The organism is Streptomyces sp. B8-7 (genome assembly GCF_058833805.1).
Map to the genome: position 1 here is coordinate 199,356 of NZ_JBYRRL010000006.1, position 23,787 is coordinate 223,142.

21 protein-coding genes and 2 pseudogenes are annotated in these 23,787 nt (G+C 73.8%); 8 read left to right on the forward strand and 15 right to left on the reverse strand.

Annotated elements, in window-relative coordinates:
* Nucleotides 1-110: 110 nt before the first annotated feature.
* Nucleotides 111-470, reverse strand: a complete 360-nt coding sequence (locus tag AC5K6T_RS29195; RefSeq protein WP_493213795.1) for an SsgA family sporulation/cell division regulator — start codon at nucleotides 468-470, stop codon at nucleotides 111-113.
* A gap of 167 nt (nucleotides 471-637) precedes the next feature.
* Between AC5K6T_RS29195 and AC5K6T_RS29200 the strand changes: the two genes are divergently transcribed.
* The 4 genes from AC5K6T_RS29200 (at nucleotide 638) to AC5K6T_RS29215 (ending at nucleotide 4,582) form a co-directional block, all read left to right on the forward strand.
* Entirely contained in the window at nucleotides 638-1,693 is a 1,056-nt protein-coding gene (locus AC5K6T_RS29200) for an energy-coupling factor ABC transporter permease (RefSeq protein ID WP_493213797.1), read from the forward strand.
* Between the two features lie 2 nt (nucleotides 1,694-1,695).
* Nucleotides 1,696-2,457 carry a cobalt ECF transporter T component CbiQ gene (cbiQ, locus tag AC5K6T_RS29205; RefSeq protein WP_493213799.1) on the forward strand — a complete coding sequence of 254 codons (762 nt, stop codon included), beginning with the start codon at nucleotides 1,696-1,698 and terminating at the stop codon, nucleotides 2,455-2,457.
* Nucleotides 2,445-3,203 (forward strand): energy-coupling factor ABC transporter ATP-binding protein, encoded by a 759-nt coding sequence (locus tag AC5K6T_RS29210; protein ID WP_493213800.1) that lies wholly within the window; start codon nucleotides 2,445-2,447, stop codon nucleotides 3,201-3,203. The genes cbiQ and AC5K6T_RS29210 overlap by 13 nt, the downstream gene beginning before the upstream one ends.
* A 164-nt stretch (nucleotides 3,204-3,367) precedes the next feature.
* Nucleotides 3,368-4,582: a serine hydrolase domain-containing protein gene (locus tag AC5K6T_RS29215; protein ID WP_493213802.1), complete on the forward strand. Its 1,215-nt coding sequence runs from the start codon at nucleotides 3,368-3,370 to the stop codon at nucleotides 4,580-4,582.
* Nucleotides 4,583-4,610: 28 nt separating this feature from the next.
* Here the strand turns inward: AC5K6T_RS29215 and AC5K6T_RS29220 are convergent, their stop codons facing one another.
* From AC5K6T_RS29220 to AC5K6T_RS29240, 5 genes are all read right to left on the reverse strand, one after another.
* A complete protein-coding gene (locus tag AC5K6T_RS29220) occupies nucleotides 4,611-4,886 on the reverse strand; it encodes a DUF1876 domain-containing protein (RefSeq protein WP_493213804.1) in 276 nt (91 codons plus the stop codon).
* 131 nt (nucleotides 4,887-5,017) lie between these two features.
* The gene (locus tag AC5K6T_RS29225) at nucleotides 5,018-5,863 is read right to left on the reverse strand and encodes an EamA family transporter (RefSeq protein ID WP_493213806.1); all 846 of its coding nucleotides are present in this window, start codon (nucleotides 5,861-5,863) and stop codon (nucleotides 5,018-5,020) included.
* Nucleotides 5,860-6,297: a YbaK/EbsC family protein gene (locus AC5K6T_RS29230; protein ID WP_493214290.1), complete on the reverse strand. Its 438-nt coding sequence runs from the start codon at nucleotides 6,295-6,297 to the stop codon at nucleotides 5,860-5,862. The genes AC5K6T_RS29225 and AC5K6T_RS29230 overlap by 4 nt, the downstream gene beginning before the upstream one ends.
* 448 nt (nucleotides 6,298-6,745) lie before the next feature.
* Nucleotides 6,746-8,965: an MMPL family transporter gene (locus tag AC5K6T_RS29235; protein WP_493213808.1), complete on the reverse strand. Its 2,220-nt coding sequence runs from the start codon at nucleotides 8,963-8,965 to the stop codon at nucleotides 6,746-6,748.
* A 196-nt stretch (nucleotides 8,966-9,161) separates the two neighbouring features.
* Nucleotides 9,162-9,767, reverse strand: coding sequence for a TetR/AcrR family transcriptional regulator (locus AC5K6T_RS29240; RefSeq protein ID WP_493213810.1), 606 nt, complete (start codon nucleotides 9,765-9,767; stop codon nucleotides 9,162-9,164).
* Between the two features lie 600 nt (nucleotides 9,768-10,367).
* On the opposite strand from AC5K6T_RS29240, the gene AC5K6T_RS29245 reads away from it, so the two are divergent.
* Complete coding sequence (locus AC5K6T_RS29245; protein WP_493213812.1) at nucleotides 10,368-13,601, forward strand: S41 family peptidase; 3,234 nt, start codon at nucleotides 10,368-10,370, stop codon at nucleotides 13,599-13,601.
* A 536-nt stretch (nucleotides 13,602-14,137) separates the two neighbouring features.
* On the opposite strand, the gene AC5K6T_RS29250 is transcribed toward AC5K6T_RS29245, so the two are convergent.
* The 4 genes from AC5K6T_RS29250 to AC5K6T_RS29265 all read right to left on the reverse strand — a co-directional run bounded on the left by AC5K6T_RS29250 (nucleotide 14,138) and on the right by AC5K6T_RS29265 (nucleotide 18,079).
* Nucleotides 14,138-14,359 carry a hypothetical protein gene (locus AC5K6T_RS29250; protein ID WP_493213813.1) on the reverse strand — a complete coding sequence of 74 codons (222 nt, stop codon included), beginning with the start codon at nucleotides 14,357-14,359 and terminating at the stop codon, nucleotides 14,138-14,140.
* A 116-nt stretch (nucleotides 14,360-14,475) separates the two neighbouring features.
* On the reverse strand, nucleotides 14,476-15,357 hold the full coding sequence (locus AC5K6T_RS29255) for an SDR family oxidoreductase (RefSeq protein ID WP_493213815.1): 882 nt from the start codon (nucleotides 15,355-15,357) through the stop codon (nucleotides 14,476-14,478).
* Nucleotides 15,354-16,433 (reverse strand): alpha/beta fold hydrolase, encoded by a 1,080-nt coding sequence (locus AC5K6T_RS29260; protein WP_493213817.1) that lies wholly within the window; start codon nucleotides 16,431-16,433, stop codon nucleotides 15,354-15,356. Before AC5K6T_RS29260 ends, AC5K6T_RS29255 begins: the two co-directional genes overlap by 4 nt.
* A complete protein-coding gene (locus tag AC5K6T_RS29265; protein WP_493213819.1) occupies nucleotides 16,430-18,079 on the reverse strand; it encodes a flavin-containing monooxygenase in 1,650 nt (549 codons plus the stop codon). The genes AC5K6T_RS29260 and AC5K6T_RS29265 overlap by 4 nt, the downstream gene beginning before the upstream one ends.
* 644 nt (nucleotides 18,080-18,723) lie before the next feature.
* Between AC5K6T_RS29265 and AC5K6T_RS29270 the strand changes: the two genes are divergently transcribed.
* On the forward strand, nucleotides 18,724-19,344 hold the full coding sequence (locus AC5K6T_RS29270; RefSeq protein ID WP_493214291.1) for a MerR family transcriptional regulator: 621 nt from the start codon (nucleotides 18,724-18,726) through the stop codon (nucleotides 19,342-19,344).
* Nucleotides 19,345-19,382: 38 nt separating this feature from the next.
* Here the strand turns inward: AC5K6T_RS29270 and AC5K6T_RS29275 are convergent, their stop codons facing one another.
* Nucleotides 19,383-20,207: an exodeoxyribonuclease III gene (locus tag AC5K6T_RS29275; RefSeq protein WP_493213821.1), complete on the reverse strand. Its 825-nt coding sequence runs from the start codon at nucleotides 20,205-20,207 to the stop codon at nucleotides 19,383-19,385.
* A gap of 148 nt (nucleotides 20,208-20,355) precedes the next feature.
* Here AC5K6T_RS29275 and AC5K6T_RS29280 point away from each other — a divergent pair, with 148 nt between their 5' ends.
* Entirely contained in the window at nucleotides 20,356-20,832 is a 477-nt protein-coding gene (locus tag AC5K6T_RS29280; protein ID WP_493213822.1) for a GNAT family N-acetyltransferase, read from the forward strand.
* Between the two features lie 452 nt (nucleotides 20,833-21,284).
* Here the strand turns inward: AC5K6T_RS29280 and AC5K6T_RS29285 are convergent, their stop codons facing one another.
* The 4 genes and pseudogenes from AC5K6T_RS29285 to AC5K6T_RS29300 form a co-directional block, all read right to left on the reverse strand.
* Nucleotides 21,285-21,524 carry a hypothetical protein gene (locus tag AC5K6T_RS29285; protein ID WP_493213824.1) on the reverse strand — a complete coding sequence of 80 codons (240 nt, stop codon included), beginning with the start codon at nucleotides 21,522-21,524 and terminating at the stop codon, nucleotides 21,285-21,287.
* Nucleotides 21,525-22,049: 525 nt separating this feature from the next.
* A pseudogene (locus AC5K6T_RS29290) lies at nucleotides 22,050-22,109 on the reverse strand (hypothetical protein); the annotation flags it as partial.
* A gap of 16 nt (nucleotides 22,110-22,125) precedes the next feature.
* Nucleotides 22,126-22,245: pseudogene (locus tag AC5K6T_RS29295) on the reverse strand (DUF4259 domain-containing protein); the annotation flags it as partial.
* Between the two features lie 287 nt (nucleotides 22,246-22,532).
* Nucleotides 22,533-22,925 carry a hypothetical protein gene (locus AC5K6T_RS29300; protein ID WP_493213826.1) on the reverse strand — a complete coding sequence of 131 codons (393 nt, stop codon included), beginning with the start codon at nucleotides 22,923-22,925 and terminating at the stop codon, nucleotides 22,533-22,535.
* 20 nt (nucleotides 22,926-22,945) lie between these two features.
* Here AC5K6T_RS29300 and AC5K6T_RS29305 point away from each other — a divergent pair, with 20 nt between their 5' ends.
* A complete protein-coding gene (locus AC5K6T_RS29305) occupies nucleotides 22,946-23,479 on the forward strand; it encodes a hypothetical protein (RefSeq protein ID WP_493213828.1) in 534 nt (177 codons plus the stop codon).
* Nucleotides 23,480-23,787: the final 308 nt, after the last annotated feature.

Consider the following 23,787-nt stretch of genomic DNA (forward strand, 5'->3'; position numbering starts at 1 on the left):
GTCCGGCCCCAGGGTCCCGGGGCCCCGGGACCGTCCCGGCGCGGCGCCCGCCCCGTCCACGGCGGACCACACCGCGGCCTCGGCGGAGTCCGCCGCGGACGGGCACCGCGTCAGTGCGGTACGGGCTGCGCCGCCGCCGTGTAGGTGCGCCGCAGGAAGCGCAGCAGGTCCTTCGACTCGAACTGCACCACCGAGACGCCCTCCACGGAGTGGAACTCGACGACGGCCTGCACCCGTCCGCACGGCCAGACGCGCACGTCGCCCCGTTCGGCCGGGGCGCGCAGCCCCTGTTCCAGGAGGGACCGGTCCAGGGTCCACTCGTGCGGTCCGGGGAGCCGGATGCGGACGGTGCGGGGCTCGGCGTCCGGGTCGTGGCGCAGCACGACGGGGACGGCTCCGCGCTCCTCCAGCACCGTGACGTCGGTGTCCTTGACGATGTGGGCTCGTGCGTACTGCTCGACTACGGACATCGGCAGGCCCCTAACGCTGCGTGACCTGAGCGGAGGTCGCGTCTCCGCTTTCTCTCCAATGTCGCACATTCTCCCGATCACGCCCCCGGACGTATTCCGCGACGGATCGCAGATGACAAGTCACTCGCTCTTGCGAACCATTCGCATCTGGCCACTATCATCGAACGGTGCATGTGCCTGACGGATTCATAGACGCCCCGACATCCCTGGCCACCGGAGTCGTCGCCGCCGGCGCCGTGGCCGTGAGCCTGCGCGGCGCGCGCCGCGAACTCGACGAGCGGACCGCCCCGCTGGCCGGCCTCGTGGCGGCGTTCATCTTCGCCGTCCAGATGCTCAACTTCCCCGTCGCCGCCGGAACCAGCGGACACCTCCTCGGCGGAGCGCTGGCCGCGGTCCTCGTCGGCCCCTTCACGGGTGTGCTGTGCGTGTCGGTGGTCCTGCTGATGCAGGGCATCCTGTTCGCCGACGGCGGCCTGACCGCGCTCGGCGTGAACATCACCGACATGGCCGTGGTCACGACCGTCGCCGCCTACGCCGTCTTCCGGGGCCTGGTGAAGGTGCTGCCGCGCACCCGCCGCTCGGCGACCGCCGCCTCGTTCACGGCCGCGCTGGTGTCCGTGCCCGCCGCGGCCCTCGCCTTCACCGCGCTCTACGCCGTCGGCGGCACCTCCGACGTCGCCCTCGGCAAGGTCGCCGCCGCCATGGTCGGCGTCCACGTGCTGATCGGCATCGGCGAGGCCGCGATCACCGCGCTGACCGTCGGAGCGGTCCTCGCGGTCCGCCCCGACCTGGTGTACGGCGCGCGTGACCTGCGCGAGCCGCTGAAGCTGCGGGTGGACGGCGCACTCGTCGACGCCCCCGCGGCCCGGCCGGCCCCGGTGCGCGGCCGCTCCGCCCGCCCGGTGTGGCTCACCGGCCTCGCCGCCTCCCTGCTGCTGGCCGGCGTCGTCAGCTTCTACGCCTCCGCCAGCCCGGACGGCCTGGAGAAGGTCGCGGCCGACCACGGCATCGACAAGCAGGCCGAGGAGCACGCCGCCGCGGACTCCCCGCTCGCCGACTACGGCGTCAGGGACGTGGCCGACGACCGGCTGTCCGGCGGCCTGGCCGGCGTCATCGGGGTCGGCGCGACCGTCGCCGCGGGCAGCGCCGTGTTCTGGGCGGTCCGCCGGCGCCGCACCGCCGAAGCGTCGCCGGTCGACGCCGCCGCGGCCCCGGGCGCCTAGCCGTGTCCGCCGGTCACGCCCACAGGCTCTACCTCCACGGGCACTCGCGGGTGCACCGCCTGCCGCCGCACACCAAGCTCGTCGCCACGTTCGCGTTCGTCCTGGTCGTGGTGTCGACACCGCGGGAGGCGATGTGGGCGTTCGCCCTGTACGCGCTGCTCCTGGCGGGCGCCGCGGCAGTGGCCCGGATCCCGGCCGGCTTCCTGCTGAAGCGGCTGCTGATCGAGGTGCCGTTCGTCGCGTTCGCCGTGCTCATGCCGTTCGTGGCGGAGGGCGAGCGCACCGAGGTGCTGGGGCTGTCCCTGAGCGTCAGCGGTCTGTGGGGCGCCTGGAACGTCCTCGCCAAGGGCACCCTCGGCGTGGCCGCCTCGGTGCTGCTGGCCTCCACCACCGAACTGCGCGAACTGCTGCTCGGACTGCAGCGGCTGAGACTGCCGCCGCTGCTGGTGCAGATCGCGTCGTTCATGCTGCGCTACGGCGACGTCATCGCGGACGAGATGCGCCGGATGCGGATCGCCCGCGAGTCGCGCGGCTTCGAGGCCCGCGGAGTGCGGCACTGGGGCGTGCTGGCCAAGTCGGCGGGCGCCCTGTTCATCCGCTCCTACGAACGCGGCGAACGCGTCCACCTCGCCATGGTCAGCCGCGGCTACGCGGGCGCCATGCCGGTCATCGACGAGGTCACCGCCTCCCGGGCGCAGTGGACGTCCGCCCTGACCCTCCCCGTCGCCGCGCTCGGCGTCTGTCTGCTGGGATGGACCCTGTGACTGCTTCCCTGGAGGTCTTGGGCCTCGCCTTCGCCTACCCCGACGGACACCAGGCCCTGTTCGGCGTGGACTTCCGCATCGAACGCGGCGAGCGGGTCGCCCTGCTGGGCCCGAACGGCGCCGGCAAGACCACCCTCGTCCTGCACCTCAACGGCATCCTGACCGGCGGCACGGGCCGGGTCACGGTCGCCGGGCTGCCGGTCGGCCGGGCGCACATGGCCGAGATCCGCCGCAAGGTCGGCATCGTCTTCCAGGACCCCGACGACCAGCTGTTCATGCCGACCGTCCGCGAGGACGTGGCGTTCGGCCCGGCCGCGGCCGGGCTCGCGGGCGCCGCGCTGGAGGCGCGTGTCGACCGGGCCCTGGAGCAGGTCGGCATGAGCGGGTTCAAGGACCGCCCGCCGCACCACCTGTCCTTCGGGCAGCGCCGCCGGGTCGCGGTCGCCACCGTGCTCGCGATGGAGCCGGAGATCCTCGTCCTCGACGAGCCGTCGTCCAACCTGGACCCCGCCTCCCGGCGGGAACTCGCCGACATTCTGCGCGCGCTGGACGTCACGGTCCTGATGGTCACCCACGACCTGCCGTACGCCCTCGAACTGTGCCCGCGCGCGCTCGTCCTGAGCGAGGGCGTGATCGCCGCCGACGGTCCGACCGGCACTCTGCTCCGCGACGAGGAGCTGATGCGGGCGCACCGCCTGGAGCTGCCGTTCGGCTTCGACCCGCGCTCCGTCACCCTGGGTACCTGACACCGTCCCGCGGTGCCGCCCCGGCACGGCCCCGCCGGGGAATCGGGGGCGGACCGGGGTTGTTGCACCCCTGCGGAGGCCGCGGCGGAGCCCGGGAGGAACAGCCGGCGGAACAGCAGGCGGAACAGCAGGCGGAACAGCAGGCGGAAAGGGACAGGACGGACGTGGACGGCGGCGCAGCGGACGCGATCGCGGACGAACACGGCGGGACACCCGTGCACGGCACGGTCGCCGAGGGCTTCGATGCGGTCAGGCAGGCCTTCGTACGGAACTTCGCGCTGCTCGGCGACCGGGGCGCGGCCGTGTCCGTGTACCGGGACGGGCGGCGGGTCGTCGACCTGTGGGGCGGAACCCGCGACATCGACGGCACCGAGCCGTGGCGGCGCGGCACCGCGCAGATCGTCCGGTCCGCCACCAAGGGTGTCGCCGCCGCGGCGGTCCTGCTGCTGCACCAGCGCGGCGAGCTGGACCTGGACGCGCCGGTCGCCGCCTGGTGGCCCGAGTACAAGGCGGCCGGCAAGGAGCACACCCTGGTGCGGCATCTGCTGGCGCACCGCGCGGGGGTGCCCGTGCTGGACCGGTCGCTGACCCCCGGCGAGGCCGCCGACCCGGACCGCGGTGCGGAGGCCGTCGCGGCACAGCCGCCGGTCTGGGAGCCGGGCACCGCCCACGGCTACCACGCACACACCTACGGCTGGCTGACCGGCGAGCTGGTGCGCAGGGTCACCGGCAGGCCGGCTGGCGAGTGGATCGCCGAGGAGATCGCGGGGCCCGCCGGGGCGGACTTCTGGCTGGGGCTGCCGTCCGCGGCGGCCGCCCGCGCGGGGCGGGTCGGCCCGGCCGGGATACCGGAGGCCGCGGGCGCCCTGAGGATGCGGCCCAAACCGGCGGTCGCCGACGCCTACGCCGACCCCGCCTCGCTCACCCGGCGCGCCTTCGCCGCGATCACCCCGCTGCCCGACGAGAACGACCCGGCCTACCGCGCGGCCGCCCTTCCCGCCTCCAACGGCATCGCCACCGCCGACGGCCTGGCCCGGGTGTACGCCTCGCTGATCGGGGACGTCGACGGCGGTCGGCGGCTGTTCACCCCGGGCACGGCCGAGCTGGCCCGCACCGAGCTGTCCGCCGGCGAGGACCGGGTCCTCGTCGTCGGCACCCGCTTCGGCCCCGGTTTCATGCTGCACGGCAGCGCGTCCCCGCTGCTGTCCCCCGCCTCCTTCGGCCACCCCGGCCGCGGCGGCGCCCTCGGCTTCGCCGACCCGGACGCCGGGATCGCCTTCGGCTACGTCACCAACGGCTTCCGGCAGAGCGTGACGGCCGACCCGAGGGCGCAGTCGCTGGTGCGGGCGCTGCGCACGGCCCTCGCCGGGCAGGACTGAACGGGCCCTGTCCCGCACGGGAGGGGGCTCACATGTGGATGGGGTGGGACGTACGCCCCGACTCCTGGTCGATCTCGCCGTGCGCCTTGGTCAGCAACTGCATGGCGAGCTCGTTGAGCGCCCGCGCACCGGCGATCTCCTCCCCCACCCGGGGCTGGTTGGAGTCGGTGTGGTGGCGGCTGGCATGTCCCTGGGCCCGGACTTCGGAGCCGTCGGGCAGCCGCACCAGCGCGGCCGCTCTGGTGTGCTGGTCGTCCTCCATGAACTCCAGCTCGACATGCCATCCCACTGTGGTGTGCATCATGACGATCACCTCCGGAACACCTGCTTCCAGGGTGCCCCCGGCACGGCCCGCCCGCACCCAAGCGGGGCGGGCCCCGGGCCGCGGCACCCGCCGGCCGGGAGCGCCCGCCCGGGGCGGAGCGCTCCCGCTGCTCATCCCGTGTGCAGCAGCAGTCCGATCCCGACGACCAGCAGGCCCGCCGCCCAGACCCGCGGCGCACCGAACCGCTCCCTGAACACCAGCGCCCCGATGGCGGCGCCGACGAGGATCGAGGACTCCCGGAGGGCCGCCACGGGTGCCATGGCCGCGCGGGTCTGCGCCCACAGCACCAGTCCGTACGCCGTCACGGACAGCGCGGCGCCGAGCAGTCCGAAGCCGGCGGCCGGCCGCAGCAGCGCGAGCGTGTCGCCGCGCAGGCGCAGAACGGCGTACGCGGGCAGGACGAGCCCTTCGGCGATCATCAGCCAGGCGATGTAGCCGAGGGACGAGCCGGAGGCCCGCACCCCGAGCCCGTCCACCACCGTGTACGCGGCGATGGACAGCCCGGTCGCGAGGGCGGCGCCGATCGCCGGCCAGTCGGGGCGCCGCCCGCGCAGCCCCCACAGGGCGACGCCGGTCAGTCCGGCGCAGGACAGCGTGACGCCGGCGGCGGCCCACGCGTCGGGCACCTCGTGCGCGAACACGGCGGCCAGCACGGTCACCACCAGCGGTGCGCTGCCGCGGGCGATCGGGTAGGCCTGGCCGAAGTCGCCGAGCCGGAAGGCGCGCATGAGCAGTGCGTAGTAGGCGAGGTGGATCAGCGCGGAGGCGGCCAGGTACGGCCAGGCGGCCGCCGCCGGGAAGGCGGTGAACGGCGCCAGGGCGCATCCGATCAGCGCGCCGCCGCCGGAGATGAGCGTGAAGCCGACGAGCTTGTCGGGAATCCGGTGGGCGATCGCGTTCCAGCCGGCGTGCAGCACCGCGGCGAGCAGTACGGCCGCGGTGACCGCGGGCGTCACGCGGTGCGCTCGCGGACGTCCACCAGGGCCGCCCCGGCGTGCGCGACGAGGGCGTCGGGGGCGATCGGGAACACGGTGTGCGGTGTCCCGGCCGCCGCCCACACCTCGTCGTGGCCGAGCAGTGCCCGGTCGGCGAGCACCCGGGTCCGCGTCCGGTGGCCGAAGGGCGGCACCCCGCCGATCGCGTAGCCGGTGGTGTCCCGTACGGCGGCGGCGTCGGCGCGGGTCACCTCGGCGGCGCCGAGTGCGGCGCGGACCCGTTCGACGTCGACGCGGGAGGCGCCGTCCATCAGTACCAGCACGGGTTCGCCGTCCGCCGCGAAGACCAGGGACTTGCAGATCCGGCTCGGCTCGCACCCGATCGCCGCGGCCGCGTCCGCGGCGGTCCGGGTCGCCTCGGGATACCTCCGCACCCGGCCGAGCAGCGCCTGCAGCCCGGCCCGGACGAGGGCTTCGGCGAAACGGGGGTGGGCCGCGGAGCCGGCGGGGTCGGCGGGGTCGGCGGGGTCGGCGGGGTCGGCGGGGTCGGCGGGGTCGGCGGGGTCGGCGGGGTCGGCGGGGTCGGCGGGGTCGGCGGGGTCGGCGGGGTCGGCGTCTGATGTCGTCGTCACAGCCGCACGCTAGCGGCCGGTGCACCCACCACGCGACCGGGTTGCCGTACGCCCGCCCGTCACGCACCGCCCGTCACGCGGCGGGCGCCTGGCCGTCCGTCGCACACCGTGAACCGCCCGCCCCCGTACGGGCGTTGCCGTGCGGTCCGCTCCCGGAGGCGCGGCCCGGCCGGTCCGCGCCCCGTGCACCGCAACCGGCCGGCCGGTGAGGGAAGCCTGTCCGAGCAGGTCCCTCACCGGCCGGCGGCGGGGCGGCCGTGCGGCCGGCGGGTCAGGCGCGGACGAGCTCCTTGCGGCCGTCGGGGCCGGTGCCGTCGCGGTCGGCGGCGGTGCGCAGGCCCTCACCCTCGACGTCCACGTTGGGCAGGAGGCGGTCCAGCCACTTCGGGAGCCACCAGGCCCGCTTGCCGAGGAGGGCGAGGACGGCGGGGACGAGGGCCATGCGGACCACGAAGGCGTCGAAGAACACGGCGATCGCGAGGCCGAAGCCGATCATCTTGATCATGGACTCGGAGGAGCCGATGAATCCGGCGAACACGGCCATCATGATGACCGCGGCGGCGGTGACGACCCGGGCGCCGTGCCGGAAGCCGGTGACCACCGCCTGGCCGGGCTTCTCCCCGTGCACGTACGCCTCCCGCATCCGGGTGACGAGGAAGACCTCGTAGTCCATGGCGAGACCGAAGACCACGCCCACCATGAAGATCGGCATCATCGACATGACGGGCCCGGTCTCCTCCACGCCCATCAGACCGGACAGCCAGCCCCACTGGAAGACGGCGACGACGGCGCCGAGCGCGGCCATGACCGACAGCAGGAAGCCGAGGGCGGCCTTGAGCGGGACCAGGACGGACCGGAAGACGACGATGAGGAGCAGGAACGCCAGGCCGACCACCAGGATGAGGTAGGGCAGGAGCGCGTCGTTCAGCTTCTGCGAGACGTCGATGTTCATCGCGGTGGACCCGGTGACCAGGACGTCGGCGCCGGTGTCCCGGGCGACGGCGGCGCCGGTGTCGCGGATGGCGTGCACCAGGTCCTCGGTCGTCGCCGAGGACGGCTTGGCGTCGGGGATGACGGTGATGGTGGCGGTGTCGCCGGTCTTGTTGGGGGCGGCCGGGGTGACGGTCACCACGTTGTCGAGGGCCTTGATGCGGTCGCCGGTGTCGGTGAAGGCCGCCTGCGGGTCGGCGCTGCCCCCGGCGTCGACGACGACCATGAGGGGGCCGTTGAAGCCGGGGCCGAAGCCCTCGGAGAGCAGGTCGTAGGCGCGGCGCTGTGTGGTCGAGGTGGGCTGGGAGCCGTCGTCGGGCAGGCCCAGTTCCAGCGAGCCGGCCGGGATGGCGGCGGCACCGAGGGCGACGACGCCGGTCAGCAGCACCGCGAGCGGGCGGCGTACCACGAAACTGGCCCAGCGGGTGCCCATGTTGGGGCGGCCGGGGTTCCTGCGCGGGCGGCCGCCGCCCAGCAGCCTGGACTTCTCGCCCGCCGGGCGCACCCTGCGGCCGGCGAAGCCGAGCAGGGCGGGGATGAGGGTGAGGGCGATGAGGACGGCGACGGCGACCGTGCCGGCCGCGGCGAAGCCCATCTTGGTCAGCATCGGGATGTTGACGACGGCGAGGCCGACGAGGGCGATGACGACGGTGAGGCCCGCGAAGACCACCGCGGAGCCGGCGGTGCCGACGGCGCGTCCGGCGGCCTCCTCCCGTTCACGTCCCTCGGCGAGTTCGGCCCGGTAGCGGGAGACGATGAACAGGGCGTAGTCGATCCCCACGGCGAGGCCGATCATCGTGGCCAGGGTGGAGGTGGTGGAGCCGAGGTCGAGGGTCGAGGCGAGGGCGGTGATGGTGGAGACGCCGATGCCGACGCCGACGATCGCGGTGAGCAGCGGCAGGCCCGCGGCGAGCAGCGAGCCGAAGGTGACGACCAGGACGACGGCGGCCACCGCGATGCCGATGATCTCGGTGGAGCCGGTCTCGGGGGTGGTCTGGAGGGCGTCGCCGCCGACCTCGACGGCCAGCCCGGCCGCACGGGCGTGCTCGGCGGCGTCCTGGAGGGCCTCACGGCTGGAGTCCTGCAGTTCCATGCCGGAGACGTCGTACCTGACGGACGTGTAGGCCACGGCACCGGACTTGCTGACGGCTCCGGCCTCGTACGGATCGGCGACGGAGGTGACCTCGCGGCCGGCGGAGAGCTCCTCCATCGTCTTCCGCACGGTCGCCTTGTTGCCGGCGTCCGTCATCTTCTCGCCGCCCGGCGCCTTGAACACGACGCGGGCGGTGGCCCCGTCCGCGCTCATCCCGGGGAAGCGCTCCTCCAGCAGGTCGAAGGCCTGCTGGGCCTCGGTGCCGGGGATGGAGAAGGAGGTGGTGCCGGCTGCGGGCGCGCTGGCCGCGCCGACTCCGGCGAGGGTCAGCAGCGCCACCCAGATCAGGGCGGCGAAGTGCCGTCGCCTGAAGGCGAGGCGGCCGAGTTTGTACAGGAACGTGGCCACGGGGCGTACTCCCGGTCAGGTCGTGGGTGGTTCGGGGCAGAGGTGACCGGCCCGGCGGGGAGGCAGGGCCGGCCGGCCCGACGACATGAGCGGTTGGCGTCAGGTGGCTGGGAACGTGTGCGGGTTGGCCGGATGGGGCAGCCGCGTGGGGAACTGCGCGGCGGGCGTGCGGGGAGGGGACGGGCGGGTGGCCCGGTCAGCGGGCGGACACGCCGAGGGCGGGGAGCACCACGGCGTCCACGTAGGAGGTCAGGAAGGCCCGGGTGGGCGGCCGTTCGTCGAGCATGGTGCGGGTGACGAACCCGCCGACCATCATGGGGAGCATGAAGTCGAGCGCCGGGCAGTCGGGGCGGACCTCGCCCCGGGCGACGGCGCGTTGCAGCACCCGCTCCAGCTCGGCCATCTCCGGTTCGATCAGCTGCTCCTGGAACGCCTGGCGCAGATCCGGGTTCTGATGGATCGCCATGGCGACACCGCGCATGAGCGCGGAGTTCTGCTCCATGCTGCAGTCGTCCTCCACGCTGACGAGGGCGTGCAGGTCGCCGCGGAGCGAGCCGGTGTCGATGTCCTCGATACGGCCGGGCTTGTTGTGCCGGAGGGCCCTGACGACCAGTTCGGCCTTGCCGCCCCACTGGCGGTAGAGGGTGGCCTTGCTGGATCTGGTGCGGGCGGCCACGGCGTCCATGGTGAGGGCGTCGTAGCCGACCTCACGGAGCAGGTCGAGCACGGCCTCGTAGAGCTCGGCCGCGCGTTCGGGTGTGAGCCGGCTGCGACGCTGCGTCGTCACCGCGACCTCGGCCATGGTCCCCACCTTCCGCTCCGTCGGCGTCCGCGGACACGTCCGCCCGGTACGCGCCCGGTGCGGACGCGTCCGTCTGGTCCGGCAGCGGTCGGGGTGACTGCTGCCGGGTACGAATCTAGCGTGGCGACCATCGAAACGAAACCGTTTCGTACGTGACCTGCGCCACGTACGAAACGGTTTCGTACCCATCGCCGTTCCACCCCGCCCCGCACTCCCCCGCCCCGCGATCCCGCACTCCCCCGCCCCGCACGCCGCGTACCCACGCATCGCCGTACCCCCGTACCCCCTGTACCCCCTGTACCCCCCCCGCCCCCGCAGCTCCTTGCCGCAGCTCCTTGCCGGGTCCCCGTGCCTGCCTGCCGGGCCCCCGGAGAGCACCCCGAGCGCGACCGGCCGGCGGCTGTCGAGCCGCGGCGGAGACCAGGTCCGCAGCGTCCCGCAGCGTCCTGCTGCGGCCCGGGCACCGCACGGTTTCCGCACGGCACCGCGCCCCCACAGCACCCCACAGCACGGCACGGCACCCACCGGCACCGCACCGCACCCCAAAAGAGGTGCACCGCACGAGTTGCTCCGCCCCCCGTCGCGGAAAAGCATGGGGACGTGAGCTATCTGCGCCTGCCCCATCTCAGCGGTGACCTGCTCTGCTTCGTCGCCGAGGACGACCTCTGGCTCGCCCCGCTGGACCCCCCCGGCCGGGCCTGGCGGCTCACGGTCGACCGGACCAAGCTGGGCCAGCCCCGCTTCTCGCCCGACGGCGGCCTGCTCGCGTACACCAGCTGGCGCAGCCACGCCCCCGAGGTGCACCTGGTGCCGGTGGACGGCGGGCCGGGCCGCCAGCTGTCGTACTGGGGCAGCTCCGACACCCGGGTGTGCGGCTGGACCCCGGACGGCACGATCCTGGCCGTCGCCTCGCACGGCGAGCCCTTCTCCCACTTCACCTGGGCCTACAAGGTGTCCCCCGACGGCGACCCCGGCCGCAAACTGCCCTGGGGCCCGGTCTCCGACATCCAGGTCGCCGACCTCGACGGGGAGCGCCGCAGCCTGCTGCTCACCGGCACCGCCCCGCACGAGATGGCCTCCTGGAAGCGCTACCGGGGCGGCGCCACCGGCCGTCTGTGGCTGCACGGCCACCGGCTTCTGCCGCACCTCGCGGGACAGCTGGCCTGCCCGATGTTCACCGGCGGCCGGATCGCGTTCCTCTCCGACCACGAGGGGGTCGGCAACCTCTACTCCTGCGCGCACGACGGCTCCGACCTGCGCCGGCACACCGACCACGACGCCTTCTACGCCCGCAACGCGTCCACCGACGGCACCCGGGTGGTCTACCAGTGCGCGGGCGAGCTGTGGATCGTGGACGACCTGGCACCGGACTCCGAGCCGCGCCGGCTGGACGTCCGGCTCAGCGGGCCGCGGGCCGGCCGCCGCCCCTACCAGGTGCCGGCCGCCCAGCACGTGGACGGCCTCTCGGTCGACGAGACCGGGCGGGCCAGCGCGGTCGTCGTGCGCGGCAGCCTGTACTGGCTCACCCACCGCGACGGCCCGGCCCGCACCCTCACCGACACCCCGGGGGTACGGGTGCGGCTGCCCGAGATGCTCGGCGCCGGCGGGCAGGTCGCCTATGTGACGGACGCCGAGGGCGAGGACGCCGTGGAGGTCGCCTACCTCCCCCGGGCCACCGGCGACCGGGAGCCGCGCAGACTCGCCTCGGGGGAGCTCGGCAGGGTGCTGGAACAGGTGTCCGACCCCGACGGGGAGCGCCTGGCGATCGCCTCGCACGACGGACGGCTGCTGCTCCTCGACGCCACCGAGGCCTCCAACGGCGAGGTGACCGAGCTGATCCGGTCCCTCAACGGGCCCGTGCGCGACCTCGCGTTCTCCCCCGACGGGGCCTGGCTGACCTGGTCGCACCCGGGTATCGGCCGGTCGCTGCGGCAGATCAAGATGGCCCGGATCAAGGACCGTTCGGTCGTCGACGTCACCAACGGCCGTTTCGAGGACGAGAACCCGGTCTTCACCCGCGACGGCCGCTATCTGGCCTTCCTGTCCTGGCGCGGCTTCGACCCGGTGTACGACGTGCACACCGGCGACCTCTCCTTCCCGCTCGGCTGCCGCCCCTACCTGGTGCCGCTGTCGTCGGCGACGCCCTCCCCGTTCGCGCTGAACCCGGAGGGCAGGCCGGCCGCCGGAGGCATGGACCCGGCGGCCGACGAGGGCGGCGACGGCACCGTCACCGTCGAGCTGGAGGGCCTGGAGAACCGGGTGACGCCGTTCCCGGTCACCGCGTCCAAGTACTCCGCCCTCCACCCCGTCGCGGGCGGCGGACTGGTGTGGCTGCGCTGGCCGATCTCCGGCGCGCTGGGCGAGACGTTCGCCAGCCCGGACGACACCAGCGGCCGCCCGACCCTGGAGCACTTCGCCGTCACCAAGGCCAAGCGGACCGAACTCGTCGACCACCTCGACTGGTTCGCGGTCAGCGGGGACGGCACCCGTCTCGTCGTCGTCGACGAGGGCGACCTGCGGGCCGTACCCGCGGGCGAGTCCGGCGACAGCGACTCCACCGTCTGGATCGACCTGCGGCGCATCCTGCACACCGTCGACCCGGCCGCCGAGTGGCGCCAGTCCTACGCGGAGGCCGGACGTCTCATCCGCGCCTACTTCTGGGACCCCGGCATGTCCGGCGTCGACTGGGACGCCGTCCTGGCGCAGTACCGCCCGCTGGTCGAACAGGTAGCCTCCCCCGACGAGTTCGCCGACCTGCTGCGCGAGGTGCTCGGCGAGCTCGGCACCTCCCACGCCTATGTCTCCGCCGCCCGGCGCAGCGAGGGCCCGCCGCACTACCAGCGTCTCCAGGGCCTGCTCGGCGCCAACCTGGCGTGCCGGGACGGCAACTGGACGGTCCGGCGTATCCTGCCCGGAGACTCCTCCGACTCCAAGGCGCGCTCCCCGCTGGCCGGCACCGGCATCCGCGAGGGTGCCGTCCTCACCCACGTCGACGGCCGCCCCGTCGACCCGGTCACGGGTCCCTGCCCGCTGCTCGCCGGGGCCGGCGGTACGACGGTCGAGCTGACCTTCACCCCCGCCGAGGGCGTGGCCGGCCGGGCCCGCCGCGTCGCCGTCGTCCCCCTCACCGACGAACGCCCCCTGCGCTACCAGGACTGGGTCGCCAAGCGCCGCGCCGTGGTACGCGAACTCGGCGGCGGCCGCTGCGGATACCTGCACATCCCCGACATGGGCGGCTCAGGCTGGGCCCAGTTCAACCGCGACCTGCGCATGGAGGTCTCCCGGCCCGCCCTCATCGTCGACGTGCGCGGCAACGCCGGCGGGCACATCAGCGAACTCGTCGTCGAGAAGCTCACCCGCACGATCCTCGGCTGGGACCTCACCCGCGACGCCCAGCCGGTGTCGTACGCCTCCAACGCGCCGCGCGGACCGGTCGTGGCGCTCGCCGACGAGGCGACCTCCTCCGACGGCGACATGATCACCGCCGCGTTCAAGCTGCTCGGGCTGGGCCCGGTCGTCGGCCAGCGCACCTGGGGCGGCGTGGTCGGGATGACCGGCCGCCACCGGCTCGGCGACGGCACCGTCATCACCGTCCCCATGAACGCGGCCTGGTTCGACGCGTACGGCTGGTCCGTGGAGAACCGCGGTGTCACCCCCGACGTGGAGGTCCTGCGCACCCCCCTGGACTGGGCCGAGGGCCGCCACGCCGTCCTCGACGACGCCGTGCGCCTGGCCCTCGAACTGCTGGCGACCAACCCGCCGGCGGCACCGCCCGACTACCGCGACGTACCGGACCGGTCCCGGCCCAAGCTGCCGCCGCGGCCGACGGTCTGACGACGGCACGGTCCGGCGGATCTGCGGTCCTGTGTTCTGCGGTCCTGAGGCCCTGCCGTCCTGCGTCATGCGGTCTGCGGTCTGCGGTCCGGCGGTCCTGCCGTCCTGCGTTCTGCGGTCCGGCGGTCCGGCGGTCCGGCCATCCTGCGTTCTGCGGCCCTGCGTTCTGCCGTCCTGCGGCCTCACGGGTGCGGCGGAGGCGCGCCCGACGGCCGCACAGCACGGCCTGGACGCGGGCCGCACGGCCGCACGGAGACCGGGCGCGAAGGCGGGGCACGGCACAGGTCGCGGCACAGGTCGCGGCGCGGGACACGGCGCGGGACACGGCGCGGGACACGGCGGCGGGCCGGGCGGACCACCGCGCACGGGGCGGCGGTCCGCGCGGCCGCGCCGCGCGGACCGAGAGCCGCCGCGCGCCGCACGCACGACGAGCGCGGGGCGCCCCTCCGTGAGGAGGCGCGCCCCGCGCCGGAACTGCCGGGTCCGGCAGGACCACACGTCTTGAGGCCACGCGGCCCCGGGCGAGTCCCGCGGACCTACATGTCGTAGTCCTGGTCGAAGCGGTCCTCCGCCTCGCGGCGCTCGCGCTGCGTGTCCTCGTCCTCGCGACGGCGGTCACGCTCCTGGCCGCGGCTGGGACTCTGGCCCCGGTCCTGGCCCCGGTCCTGGCCCATCTTCTCGCGGGCCTGGCCCATCTTCTCCTTGGCCTGGTCCTGCCACTGCTGAGCCTGGTCCTGGAACTTGTCCTTCATACCCATGTGAGTTCACTCCTGTGACGGGTGCTTGGTGCTGAGGTGGGTGAGGGAATCGACCCGCGACCAGACTCACACGCACCGTCACCGCACGCATGTCGATCATTGACACAGGGTAGCGGTCAGGGGCGGGTGGCCCGGCCCTGCTCGTCCGCCGCCCCTCCGGCCCCGACCAGCCCCGTCCGCATGCCCTCCAGCCGGTCCGCGAACCGCACCATCTCCCGCCGCCCGACCGTCGCGATGATCCCCGGCAGAGCGCCCCGCACCCCCTGCATCCCGCGCAGCCACCACTGCCCGTACACATGGGCGGAGCGCCGCTCGATCCCGGCGACGATCCGGTCCACGGCCGGGCCCAGCGGATACGTCCTGTTGGCGGGCCACGGCAGCCGCTGCCTCAGCTCGCGCATCACGTCGTCCTGGTCCGCACCGCGCACCATGTCGGTGTCGGTCCACGACAGGTAGCCGACGCCCACCTTCACGCCCTTGAACCCGACCTCGGCCCGCAGACTGTGCGCGTACGCCTCCACACCCGACTTGGAGGCGGTGTAGGCGGTCATCATCGGGGCCGGTGTGATCGCCGCCAGGGAGGCGATCTGGAGCAGATATCCGCGGCTCTCCATGAGCAGCGGCAGGAACGCGCGGGCGGTCACGGCCGACCCGACGAGATTGACCTCGATCACCCGCCGCCACGCCTCGGGGTCGGAGTCGACGAACGGACCGCCGGTGGCCACACCGGCGTTGGCGACGACGATGTCGGCCTTGCCGAACCGCTCCTTCACCTCCCGCGCCACGCGGGCCATCGCCTCGTGGTCGGTGACGTCGGCGTACCAGTGGTCGCTGTCGCCGTGCAGACGCTCCGAGACCTGCTTGAGCGCGTCCCGCTCCAGACCGACCAGCGCGACGACGGCTCCGCGCGCGGAGAGCTTGCGGGCGAGCAGCTCGCCGACCCCGCGGGCCGCGCCCGTGACGACCGCGACCTGCCCCTCCAGACTGACCCTGCTCATGCGCCCTCCTTGATCTGACTGACCTGGCCGGCCTGGCTGTCCTGGCCGGTCCGGCTGTCCTGGCCGGTCTGCGCTGCCGCCGCGGCCCCCGCGGCCCCCGCGGCCCCCGCCGCCTCCGCCGCCTCCGCGGCCTCCGCGGCCCCCGCCGCCTGGCCGGGCCGGCCGGTACCGTCGGCCCGCGAGTACGTGGTGACCAGTGACCGGATGCGGCCGGTGACCGTCTCCGGTACCTCCACCGGTGTCATGTGTCCCACTCCGGGCAGTTCGGTCAGCCCCACGCACTCGGGAAGCGCGGCGGCCAGCCTGCGGGCGTGCACCGGCGGGGTGAGCCGGTCGGCGGTGCCCGCGATCACGGCCGTGGGCACGCGCAGCCGGGTCACGCCGTGGTCGAGATCGAGCCGCGCCAGCACCCGGCTCCAGGCGTGCCGGGCCCGGCGCGGGCAGGCGTGCACGATCCGGGCGCAGGCCTCGACCATGTGCGGTGCCGAACCGGCCCCCATGGTGGCGTACTTGAGGATGCGCCGGGCCGCCGGAGTGACCGGCCCGAGCGGTGCCCTCGATCCCAGGATGTGTCCGGTCAGCCAGGTCCGCAGCCGGCCGGCGCGCAGGGGCACCACCGTGGACTCGGCGACCAGGCGCGCGCTGCCGGTGCTGCACAGCAGCACGGCCGCGGCGTGCGCCCGGAACGCGGGCCGGTCGGCGGCGGCCATGACCGTCATGCCGCCCATGGAGTGGCCCGCCACGACGGCCTTCTCACCGGGCGCGAGGGTGGCCAGGAGAACCGCCTCGAGGTCGTCGGCGAGGGCCTCCGTACCGCAGGACGGGCTCAGCGGACTGCGGCCGTGGCCGCGCTGGTCGTAGACGATCACACGGTGGTCGGCCGCCAGGTCGCGGATCTGGGCCGCCCAGAAGGCGGTCGAGCAGGTCCAGCCGTGCGCCAGTACGACGGCGGGCGCCCCGTCCGGCCCGTGCACCTCGACGTGCAGCCGGGCGCCGTCCGCGGAGACGGCGGTCAGCGTACGGGCCGGGGCGGGCGGGGCGTACGGTCCGGAGGCGGCGTGCGGGAGGCGGCTCATGCGCTCACGTCCTCGGCGTCGACGGCCGTCAGGTCCGGCGTCCCGTCCGCAGCCGTCGTCCGCGCGGCGGACGCCCCGGCGGCGGGCTCGCGTGCGGCGGGCGGCCCGGCCGCCTCCCCTGCGGGCGTCCCGGCCGCGGACACCCGTGCCCCGGCCGCGTGCCGCTGCCGCACGGCGGGGCGCAGGACGGCGTACTCCGCGAGGTCCACGCCGCGGGTGGCGCGCCGGAACTCCGTCGTCGTACCGGGCCAGATGGTGGTGTTGCGGCCGCCGGCGTCCAGGTACCAGCTGGTGCAGCCGCCCGTGTTCCACACGGTGCGCCGCATACGCTCCTGGACCCGGCGGTTCCAGGCGCCCACGGCGCTGGGCCGGGCGTCGAGCGCGGCGCGGCCGCCGAGGACGCCGAGCTGGCGCAGATAGTCGGCCATGTAGTTCAGCTGGGACTCGATCATGAGGATCATGGAGGAGTTCCCGAGCCCGGTGTTGGGGCCGATGATCGTCATCCAGTTCGGGAAGCCGGGGGCGGTCGCGCCGCGCAGGGCCTCCATCCCGCCGGTCCAGGTCTCGGCGAGGGTCCGGCCGTCGGCGCCGACGACCCGCTCCGCGATCGGCATGTCCGTGACGTGGAAACCGGTGCCGAAGACGACCGCGTCGGCCTCGGCCTCGGTGCCGTCGGCAGCCACCAGGGTGGAGCCGCGGATCTCGCTGAGCCCGCCGGCCACGACGTCCACGTTCGGCCGGGTCAGGGCCGGGTAGTACTCGCTGGACAGCAGGATGCGCTTGCAGCCGATGCGGTAGTCGGGGGTGAGCTTGGCGCGCAGGGCCGGGTCCTGGACGGCACGGGCCATGTTCTTCCGGGCCAGCCTCTCCACCAGGCCCAGTTCGTCGGGGTGCTTGGTGAACGCCTGCACCTGGAGCTCGCGGATCCCCCACAGCAGGCCGCGGCGGAGCCGGGTGGTGAAGGGCAGCGCGCGGTGCAGGGAGCGTTCGAGGCCGGTGATCGCGCGGTCCATCCGCGGCATGACCCACGGCGGGGTGCGCTGGAACAGCGTGAGGGAGGCGACCTGCGGCTGGATGGCCGGCACGATCTGGATCGCCGAGGCGCCGGTGCCGACCATGGCGACGCGCTTGCCGCGCAGGTCGTAGTCGTGGTCCCAGCGGGCGGAGTGGAACACCTTGCCGGGGAAGGAGCCGAGCCCGGGGATGTCCGGGATCTTCGGGTCGGAGAGCGGGCCGGTCGCCGAGACGACGACGTCGGCGGTGAGGGTGGCCCCCCGGGCGGTCTCGATGCGCCACAGCAGCCGCTCGGCGTCCCACGTCATCCGCTGCACCTCGGAGTCGAAGCGGATGTGCGGGCGCAGCCGGAAGGTGTCCGTGACGTGTTCGAGGTAGGCGCGGATGTGCTGCTGGCCGGAGAAGGTGCGCGGCCAGTCGGGGTTGGGGGCGAAGGAGAAGGAGTACAGGTGAGAGGGCACGTCGCAGGCGCACCCCGGATAGCTGTTGTCCCGCCACGTGCCGCCCACGCTGTCGGCCCGCTCCAGGACGACGAAGTCGGTGATTCCCTCGCGTCGCAGGCGTACGGCCGCCCCGAGCCCGCCGAAGCCGGACCCGATCACCGCCACCCGGACATGTTCGTGCTCGGCCATCCCGAAGCCTCCACGCGTCGTATCGCCGGACTCTGCCAGTGAACACTGGCGTAATGGGGAGGGTAGAGCAGGCGGGTACTCATGGGTAGGGGGCGGGGCAAGGAAGTTACCGACGGTACGCGGTGTGCGGTACACCTCCTCGGCGCTGCGGCAGGAGAGGTCCTCCGGCCCGCGACGCCCGGCGGCTTCCCGGCAGACCCCTCCGGCCGCAGCACCAGCCGCGGCAGCGACGTCCGCCCCGTCGCGGCGCCCGGCACGCACCGTCGCCGCACCGTCCGCAAGCCCGGGTACGTCCGTACGAGGGCTTCCGGCCGGCACGCCGGGAGCACACACCGGGCGCCGCTCCTCGACGGGCAAACCCCTCCGGCCGCAGCACTAGGCTTCCGGGTGTGGCAGACGAGGCGCCCGGCAGGGCGGAAGGCGCGGGACAGGGCACCGGACGCAGCCCCGCCCGGAACCCCGGGCAGGACACCGGACGCAACCCCGGACAGGACTCCGGACGGGACTCCGGACGGGCCCCCGGGCACGGCACCGGGCGGACCACCGGGCCGGACGCCGGACCGGACGCCCCCGGCGGGCGGCCCGGCGCGGACACCCCCGGCGACCGGTCCGGCGCGGACCCCGGGCCCCGCCGGGAGTACCGGATGGAGGAACTGGCCCGGCTGGCCGGCATCACCGTGCGCACCCTGCGCTTCTACCGTGAGCGCAAGCTGATCCCGCCGCCGCGCCGCGAGGGCCGGATCGCCTGGTACGACGACCACCACCTGGCCCGGCTGCGCACGATCGCCGCCCTGCTGGACCGCGGTCACACCCTCAGCGGGATCGCCGATCTGACGGAGACCTTCGACCACGGCCGCGACGTCGCCGACCTGCTGGGGCTCGGCGCCCCGACCGAGGAGGAACCGGTCCGGCTCACCCCGGAGGAGCTCGCCGACCACTTCGCGGGCGAGGTGACCCCGGAGAACTTCGCCGCCGCCATGGAGCTCGGCTACGTGGGCACCGACGGCGAGAACATCGTCCACATCAGCCGGCGCCTGCTGGAGGTGTCCGCCGCGCTGGTCCGTGAGGGCATCCCGCTCGCGGAGGTCCTCGCCGCCGCGTCCCAGGTCCGCAGACACGCCGACGCCCTCGCCGCGCTCTTCGCCGAACTCGTGCTGCGGCACGGCCCGGAGGACGGCGTCCAGCGTCTGCGGCCGCTCGCGCGCAGCGTGGTGGAGGCGGAACTGTCCCTGGCCCTGGACCGCAGACTCCGCCCGGCGGAGTAGGCCGGGGCCGGAGCCCCCGGTCCCGGCCCGGGCACCGCTCAGCGGTCGAAGACCGCCGTGACGGGGGCGTGGTCGCTCCACCGCTCCGCATGGCTGGCGGCGCGCTCCACGTACGCCTTGACGCAGGTCTGCGCCAGACCGGGCGTGGCGGCCAGCAGGTCGATGCGCCAGCCGCTGTCGTTGTCGAAGGCCCGGCCCCGGTACGACCACCAGCTGTAGGGGCCGGCCACATCCGGGTGCTGGGCCCGGACGACGTCGGCGTAGCCGCCGTCCTGCGGGTCGAGGACCCGGCTGAGCCAGGCGCGCTCCTCCGGCAGGAAGCCGGAGTTCCTGGTGTTGCCGCGCCAGTTCTTCAGGTCGGCGGGCTCGTGGGCGATGTTCCAGTCGCCGCAGACGAGCACCTCGCGTCCGCCGGCCGCGGCCCGCTCGCGCAGCTCCTTGAGGTAGGGCAGGAACGCGTCCATGAAGCGGATCTTCTCGTCCTGCCGCTCGGTGCCGACCTCGCCGGAGGGCAGATAGAGGGAGCCGACCGTGACGCCGGGCAGGTCGGCCTCGACGTAGCGGCCGCTGCCGTCGAACTCGTCGGAGCCGAACCCGACCCGTACGGCGTCGGGCTCGCGGCGGGTGTACAGGGAGACACCGGCCCGGCCCTTGGCGGCGGCGGGCGCGTGCACGACGTGCCAGCCCTCCGGGCCGCGGACGTGCTCGGGCAGCTGCTGCGGCTCGGCCCGCACCTCCTGGAGGCAGAGCACGTCGGCGGAGGTGCCGGCGAGCCACTCCACGAAGCCCTTCCTGGCGGCGGCGCGCAGCCCGTTCACGTTCACAGAGGTCACAGTGAGCACCCCGGCACGATACCCGCACACGGGACCCGGTCCGGAACGCGAACACTCAAGGACGCTCAAGGGCACCCAAGGACACCGCAGGACGGCCGAGGACGGCCCGGGACGGCCGAGGACGGCCCGGGACGGGCCCGGGACGGCTCCGCCGGCGCCCGTACGTACGATGACCAGCATGGATATCCGCCGTGTCGCCTTCGACCACCCTGACGCCCGGAAGCTCGACGACGAGGTCCAGGCCGAGTACCGCGTGCGCTACGGCGACGACGGCGACGCCACCTCGCTGGCCCCCGCCGACTTCGACCCGCCGCGCGGTGTGTACCTCATCGCGTACGACGAGCTGGGCCGCCCGGTGGCCACCGGCGGCTGGCGCAGCCAGGAGAGCAACGGCGAGGGCAACGAGGACGGCGACGCCGAGCTCAAGCGCATGTACGTGGTCCCGGACATGCGCGGTCTGGGCCTCGCCCGGCGCGTGCTGTCCGCCCTGGAGGACGACGCCCGCGCCGCGGGCCGGGTCCGCATGGTGCTGGAGACCGGGGTCAAGCAGCCGGAGGCGATCGCCCTGTACACCTCCACCGGCTACGTGCCGTGTGCGAAGTTCGGCTACTACCGCTTCCACCCGGACAGCCGCTGCTACGCCAAGACCCTGTGACGCGGCTCACCCGACAGGGCGCCGGGGCAGGCACCTGCGCCCCGCGCCGTCGCGCCGCCCGGCCACGCAGGCCCCCGCACCGGCACAGGCCGCCGCACCGGGCCCGCCTGACGCCCCGTCGGACGGCACGGCCCCGCGGGGTGTGCGCACAGCAGAGATCCCGCCCGCCCTTCCGACCGGACGGGATCTCGTCAGCTTCCTCCGGCAGAACCGCGTTCCGTCATTGCGGTGGACCTGTGAGGTGGTGAACCCCAGACCCCTCGGTGCGAACCACGGGCACCGGGGCCGACGGGGCCTCCCGCGGAGGTGAGGGAGACGGTCACGGTGCAAGGCCGCTGCCTGTGGCCGGCACGGCTGCCGCGCCACCACGCTGTACCGCGGTCACCGTCGTCTTTCGAGGGCTGTACGGTGGCGGCTTCCCGGACGTTGGACGCCCTGGGTGGGGTTGCCCCCTACAGCGCGCCCGCCACCCATGAGACGGGATCCACCAGCTGGTACAGCAGCCCGCCGATGGGCGACCCGTCGGGGTTGGTGCCTTGGGCCGATGGCGGGAACGGAAAGAGTCCCCCGACATTCAGACCCACTGGGCGAGGCGTGGCGAGAGGCGCGGCCGCCGAGGCGTTGGAGGCGGGCATGCCGAGCCCACCGACAGCGAGAAGCACGACAGCCGCAATCCGCGGAACGTTGATCATTTGCGTCACTCGATCCTTTGCTGAGGTTCCTGGCACGCCATGCCCGGCTTGACGGGAGGCGTTGCCCGCTCGCCATGTCAACGCGTCAGTCGTCCCCGGGTGACACCTCTCATGCTGGTGCTCACCGTTTGCCGCAGTTCCGCGGCGCGGCGTTTCGACTCCGGCTCGAAGACCGGGAGCCGACGAGGCAGGCCGCTGGTGAGTCGTGGGCCGGATCCGGCGTCGTGTCACGAGGCACCACGGCACACCGTACGAACCTCGCCACGTCAACCGGCTGTTCGTCGCTCGATCGGCGCGGGCGGGCGTCCGCCGTATCCGCCTGCACGACGCCCGGCACACGTGCGGCTCGCCGCTCGCCGTGCTCGACGTACACCCCCGGATCGCCCTGCGGATCCCTCGCGCAGGAGGATCGCGGTGACCACGGGGGTGTACACGCACGCCCCGTCCGACGCGGTCCGGCGGGCACCTCGCAGGCCGGGCAGGCGCCTTGAGAACCAGGTGGAGGGTGTCGAAGCCGATGGCGACGACACGGGCGCCGAACCGGTGCTCCCAGTCGCGGACGACCGCGGAGAACTTCGCGGTGATAGCCCGCGGTGTCGATCACACGGGTGAGGATGCTGCGGATCAGGCCCGTGCGCTCGCCTGCGGCTGCCGCATCGAGTTCACCGCAGAAGTCCGCTGCGGTGTCGTTGTCGAAGGGGCCGACGTCCCCAGTACCCATGCTCTCTCCCGATCACGATGTTGACCGGGGCATCCTGACGGAGGCCACTGACAGAGCCTGCGCAGTCCAGGGGATGCCGATGAAGTGGTGTGACTGGGCGAGCTACTTGTCACCTGGGCGCGATACCTGTCACTCAGCCTTTTCCAACCTGAGGTTGCAGGTCACGGGGCTGGCGTGGGACGGGGGCGGGGTTCTCGCACTGGCCGGGTCCTTGATCGACAGCATGTGACGGCCCGCCAGCGGGCGGACTGCGCCGACACCTGGATGGTGCTGCCCTTTCGAGTGCCTTACCAGAGGGTGGCCGGTCCCGCGATGACCCAGCCGGCTTCGACGGGCTTGACCCGGAAGCTCAATGCCACCTCGATGATCTGCGCGCGGTGGGTGATCTCAACGTAGACACCGCTGCCGGTGTAGTCCCAGTGGAAGTCCGCAAGATTCAGTTCGCCGAGCCAGGACAGATCCTGCTCCCACTCGTCGGCAGCAGGACTTCTGCTCACCGTGTCCCCGTCGGCGCTTGCTTCGACGGACCCGGTCCACAGCGACTTGAGCACATGACGAACCGGGCTGTGATCGATGAGCTGTTCGACCTCAGGGATCCTCCCGGCCTGGAGCAGGCTGAAGTAGCGGCGAACGACAGCTTCGACGTCCGCCTTGGCGGGGTACTCCGTCCAGATCCTCACCGCGAGATCATACGAGTTCCGTGACTGCCCGGATCGTCGATCTCACCGCACCCCGGGCCCGGACCGCCCACACGGCTGCCCGCCCCACCGTCCAGATCCCCGACGCCGAACACTTCGCGCCGCCACCGAAGAAGACGCTGCCCGAGGTGTGCTGCGCGGGCTCCATCACCGTGCCCGCCGACGCCGAAGCGGCCGACTGGCGCCTGGCCAAGTACCGCCAGGACGTCCACTACCTGCACACGTCCCGGATCAACACCTACCGGCCCATCCGCAGCCACAACGAGGGCGCCAACGGGCGCTTCAAGAGCGGGAAACTCGACCTCGGCAACCCCAAACACCGACCCGCCCCAGGGCAGGTCGCCCAGGCACTTCTCCTCGCCGTCATGCTCACGATCGCCAACCTGACCGTCCTGGAAACCTGGCTCACCGAACGCGACGGCCCCGACGAACTCACCACCGCCGACTTCGACGCCAGCGGCCCCCTCCCCGCACTCGCCGATTCCGTTGTTACGCACGCCCTGCCGGCGGGACGCCCACCACCGTCCGTCCGCTGACCGAGCCCGGGCCGAACAACCCCACATCACTGAAGCGCGCTGATCACCACGATCGGCGTGCTTCCCCATACCCAGAGCCAGGCAAGCACGCGCAGCACGCCCGCCACGCCGCCCCGCCATCGGCACCCAGACCTCCCGACAAGCCCAGAAACGACGAGATCCCGTCCGATCGAAGTGATGCGGACGGGATCTCGTGAACCGTTCCGGAGCTCTCTCAAGAACGGCCTTGCTGGCCGCCTACTTCACGGGCCGGGCCACGATCGCCGAGGCCTGGCGCATCCTCCACTTCCGCCTCGAACCCAGAGCCC